The organism is Desulfovibrio sp. 1188_IL3213 (assembly GCF_036763145.1).
Classification (GTDB): domain Bacteria; phylum Desulfobacterota; class Desulfovibrionia; order Desulfovibrionales; family Desulfovibrionaceae; genus Desulfovibrio.
The window spans coordinates 1-4,152 of sequence record NZ_JBAIYR010000197.1 but is presented as its reverse complement, the minus strand read 5'-3'; the positions used below and the strand labels follow the sequence as shown (position 1 = coordinate 4,152).

Below are 4,152 nucleotides of genomic sequence, written 5' to 3'. Positions count from 1 at the left end.
GGCCAGGGTGCGCCCGTGGGCCATGAGGTCTTCATGGCCGGCGTGGTAATAGCCCATGGTGGGCACAAGGGCGATGTCGTCCCCGGCCGCATGCCAGGCGCGGCACTGGGCCGCAAGTTGTTGAGGCGTAGTAAATATCTGCATATCAAGGTATTGTGATATAGTTTATGAATGAACTCTTATACACGCACGCGACACGCTTGTAAAGGAAAAGTCGGGTATGCAAAAAGGGCGCGCCGCGCGGCAGGCCGGGCAAGTGCAATTTACTTGCTCGGTGAAGCGCCGAAGTGAACTTTGAGAATGCACACTCTCAAAGTTCATCTGCTCTGGTCAGGACGCGCAGGCAAGCATGGGGCAGGCCGCGGGGCGCATTCCGCCTTGACCGGCTGGCTGGCAGTAGGCATAAGAACTACGGGAGGATTTCCATGCTGAAACCCTTTTATCAGGGCAAACTCGACACCTTTTGCGCCATTTATGCCGTGCTCAATGCCCTGCGGCTTACCCACAGCATCCGGGTGCTCAAGGCGCGCGAGATTTTTAACGAGTCGCTTATGGCTCTTGCGGCCTCCCCCGCGACCTTCCGGGCCGCTCTGGAGCAGGAAACGGACTATTGCGACCTGGTGGACGGCATACTTCGGATGCAGAGCCGCGTTTTTCCGTTGGACGTGCGCCAGCCTTTCGGCACGGATCAGGACCCTTCGGCGGAGCAGGTGTGGGACTGTTTTGACCAGTGGCTTAACGGCGGCGCTCACCGGGCGCTTGTTTTCCGTTTTTTGCGGCATCTTACGCCTGACGGGCCGCCCATGAACCGCCACTGGACAACTGCCGACAGCCTGAAAAACAACGTGCTGCATCTTTTTGATTGCAGCCATGAGGCCGAGGCCGTGCTGAACGTTCGTAAAGACAGTTTTGTCACCAGCCCACGGTGCATATGCCAGGAAAAACTGCTTTATATACAGCCAAGCACCATACGCCTCCTGCGGTTGCCCCTGTAAGGACGCTTCAGCGGAAACGGCGCTTCCGGCGTGCGCAGCATTTGCTGTGGCGGGAGGAGCAGGTGAAAGGCAACAGACACAGATGCCCCAAATGGCGCGCCGCTGGCACGGCTGCCGGGCTGGTGCGGCTGAAGACCGCCCGTCATGCGCTGTGCTGTCAGGTGCCGGGCTTGGGCGGCCAAAGATTTGGGGTACTCTTCAGGCTGGAATGCGCTGAGGGCTGTGTCTAGGCTCTTGGCGCTGCTTTTTTATTTAAAAGCGGCTTTAGAGCATTTTAACTTTGAAAAAGTGTAAATGCTCTAAAGCTGCACGAAAGTGCAGCGCGCCATAATGTGGCGTGGATTCAGCCGAAAATCGCATTTTTCGGCTGAATGAAAACTTTGAAATGTGAAGCATTTCAAAGTTAATCTGCTCTAGAAGTCGTAGAAGGGCTTTTCGTCGCTGAGGGGAAGGCCCAGAGCGCGGGCGTCGTTGACCAGCAGGGGGTCCACCCAGAAGGCTTTTTCCTGAATGAAGGCAAGCACCTCAAAGGCGTTTTCGTCCAGCGGTTGGGAATAGTAGAAGCCCTGGGCGCAGTTGCAGCCGCAATTGAGCAGAAATCGGGCTTGATCAAGGGTTTCAACGCCTTCCGCCACTATCTGCATGCGCAGGTCTTTGGCAAGGGCAATGGTGTTGCGGGCCACAATCTGGCCGCGTTCGTTGTCTGTGCCGTCGCTGATGAAGGCGCGGTCCAGTTTGACAATATCGAAAGGCAGGGCGCGCAGGGTGCTTAGCGAGGAATAGCCCGTGCCGAAGTCGTCCATGGAAAAGATAAAGCCTTCGGCCTGTAACTGGCACATGATGTGAATGAGGGCTTTTTCATTTTTAAAGAAGGCGCTTTCGGTAAGTTCCAGTTCGAGCAGGTTGCGAGGCAGGCGGTATTTGCTTGTAAGCTGGACCAGTTTTTTGGTCAGGCCGCCGTCATTAAAATGCAGGCGCGACATGTTCACCGAAACAGGCATGGGTTTGTAGCCTTTGTCCAGCCACATGCGCAGGCTTTGACAGGTGAGGTCCCAGATGTATTCGTCGAGCCGCACAATAAAGCCGTTGCGCTCGAAAAGCGGCACAAAGCGGCCGGGCAAGATCAGCCCGTCGTGCGGATGCTGCCAGCGCACAAGGGCTTCAGCCCCCACGATACGGCCGCTGGAGAGTTCCACCTTGGGCTGCAGGTAGAGTTTGAACTGCTTTTGCTCCAGCGCATGGTACATCTGGTCGGTAATATAGCTTTCATCATGCAGACGCTGGCGTAGCGCGTTATCATAAAAGGCAAAGTTGGCAAGGTCGCTGCCTTTGATGGTTTTTTGCGCCAGATAGGCCCAGTCACAGAGCACATGGGCCGGGGTGCGGCGGTTTTCCACCTGGCAGACGCCAAAGAAAAGTTTGACCCTGAAAGTGTCGGAATAGTGCTCAAGCCTGCGCGAAAGGAAATGGATGAAGCTTTTAATCCGGTTGAGGTCGCCGGTGACGCAGACGGCAAACACGTCGGCCGTCAGGCGGGCGTATGCCTCGCGGCTGGTATCGATGCGTTGGCGGATGAGGCGGGCGATGGCCCGCAGCAGGCGGTTGCCCTCTTCAAGGCTGAATGCCTCGTTAATGGCTTTGAAGCCTGCCACGTCAAAGCGCAGGACGGCATAAGGCTCTGTGGGGTACTCGCGCAGCAGCTCTTCAACTTTTTCAAAAAATGTCTGGGTATTGTAGGCCCCGGTAAGGGGGTCGTGTTCGGCGCGCAGGCGCAGGGCCTGTTCCGTGCGGGTGGCGGCGTCCACATCGTTGATGGTTCCGATGTAGCGATCTCCCGGGGCGTCGTCCGCCAGGCAGGTGTAGGTGACCTTGCACCAGATGAACTGTCCGTCGCGGCGGCGCAGGCGCAGGGTCATTTCGCCGGAGCGTATGCCCAGGGCCATGCGCGCAAGGCAGGTGTCAAAGGCGGCGCTGTCGCCGCTGTACAGGACACTGTCCTCACGCCAGACATCAAAGGGAATGCGGTCGTCGTAGTTTCCGGCCAGCAGTTCGCCTATGCGGGGGCTGATGTAGGTCAGGTCATTGTTGCGCCACTCGAATACCAGGGTGCGCGTATGGTCTACCACGGCCTTGTAACGCAGGTTGTCGAGTTTTTGCTGCTGGAGAAGCTCGTTTTCGCGCACGATGGTGGCCGCGCGCTTGAGTTCGTCCACATCCTGCACACAGACAAGATAAACAAAATCACCGCCGGGCTGGCGAACGGGAAAAGCCGTAATGCGCGTCCAGCGGTAGCTCATGTTGCGGCATTTTCTGCGCATATCAAGCGTAGAAAAAGGCTGGCCGTTTTTTTCAAGATCCCGCCGGGCCAGGGGGTCCCAGAAGCGTAGCAGCGCGTCGTGGTCGTCAGGGTGGACGAGCTTGGTCAAGGCTTCGGTAAAGAGGTCCGACAGGGCGAGTCCGGCCGAAGGCGGCAGGAAAATATCGTCGCTTCTGTACAGCTCGCGCGCCTGGTTTTTTTTAAAATCCAGAAGATATATTTCGGCGTAGACGCTGCGCAGCACGCCTGAATAACACTGCTCTTCCATTCTGCCGCTTGCAAGGCATTTCATGGGAGCTACAGTGAAATCTTTTTGGGTGTTGGTTTGGGTGGGTTTGTTTTTCATAAGCAACGCTTGGTTGGTTGCGCACGGATACGGCGCTAACGCCGAACTGTCAAGTTTTGAGCCTAGCACCGGCCCCGACGTTTTGCAAATGAACCGCACTGGTGACAAGTCTCAGGCACATCTGTAGGATGCCCCACATGACAAGTGGAAACAAACAGAAAAAGATCAAGGTCTGGTCGTTGAGTTTGGGGTGTCCCAAGAACAGGGTCGACAGCGAGCGCCTGCTCGGTTCGCTGGGCGTGCCTGTGAGCCATGTGGAGCACATGGGCCGCGCAGACCTTGTATTTATCAATACTTGCGGGTTTATTGATCCCGCCGTGCGCGAGTCTGTGCGTGCCGTTCTGGACGCGGGGCAACGCCTTGGCCGCTGCGGCAAAAAACCTCTGCTGGCCGTGGGCGGCTGCATGGTGGGCCGTTACGGCGCGGAAAATCTGGCTGAAGAGCTGCCGGAAGTGGATCTGTGGCTGCCCACAGCGGATCTGGAGCGCTGGCCT

Annotated in this window: 3 protein-coding genes and 1 pseudogene; 2 read left to right on the top strand and 2 right to left on the bottom strand. The window is 57.2% G+C overall.

Annotation, left to right across the window (positions count from 1 at the left end; all coding sequences use genetic code 11):
* Nucleotides 1-144: pantoate--beta-alanine ligase (locus tag V6C16_RS08695; protein WP_333543022.1), on the bottom strand; the 144-nt coding region annotated here is incomplete at its 3' end.
* Between the two features lie 281 nt (nt 145-425).
* Here V6C16_RS08695 and V6C16_RS08690 point away from each other — a divergent pair.
* Complete coding sequence (locus V6C16_RS08690; RefSeq protein ID WP_333535030.1) at nt 426-995, top strand: hypothetical protein; 570 nt, start codon at nt 426-428, stop codon at nt 993-995.
* 413 nt (nt 996-1,408) lie between these two features.
* Here the strand turns inward: V6C16_RS08690 and V6C16_RS08685 are convergent, their stop codons facing one another.
* The gene (locus V6C16_RS08685; RefSeq protein WP_333543021.1) at nt 1,409-3,658 is read right to left on the bottom strand and encodes a putative bifunctional diguanylate cyclase/phosphodiesterase; all 2,250 of its coding nucleotides are present in this window, start codon (nt 3,656-3,658) and stop codon (nt 1,409-1,411) included.
* 137 nt (nt 3,659-3,795) lie between these two features.
* Between V6C16_RS08685 and V6C16_RS08680 the strand changes: the two are divergent.
* Nucleotides 3,796-4,152 (top strand): annotated as a pseudogene (locus V6C16_RS08680) (30S ribosomal protein S12 methylthiotransferase RimO); the annotation flags it as partial.

Bases quoted from the DNA above. Each gene is read 5' to 3' on its own strand.
- V6C16_RS08690 (WP_333535030.1), top strand. From the start codon at position 426: ATGCTGAAACCCTTTTATCAGGGCAAACTCGACACCTTTTGCGCCATT.
- V6C16_RS08685 (WP_333543021.1), bottom strand. From the start codon at position 3,658: ATGAAAAACAAACCCACCCAAACCAACACCCAAAAAGATTTCACTGTA.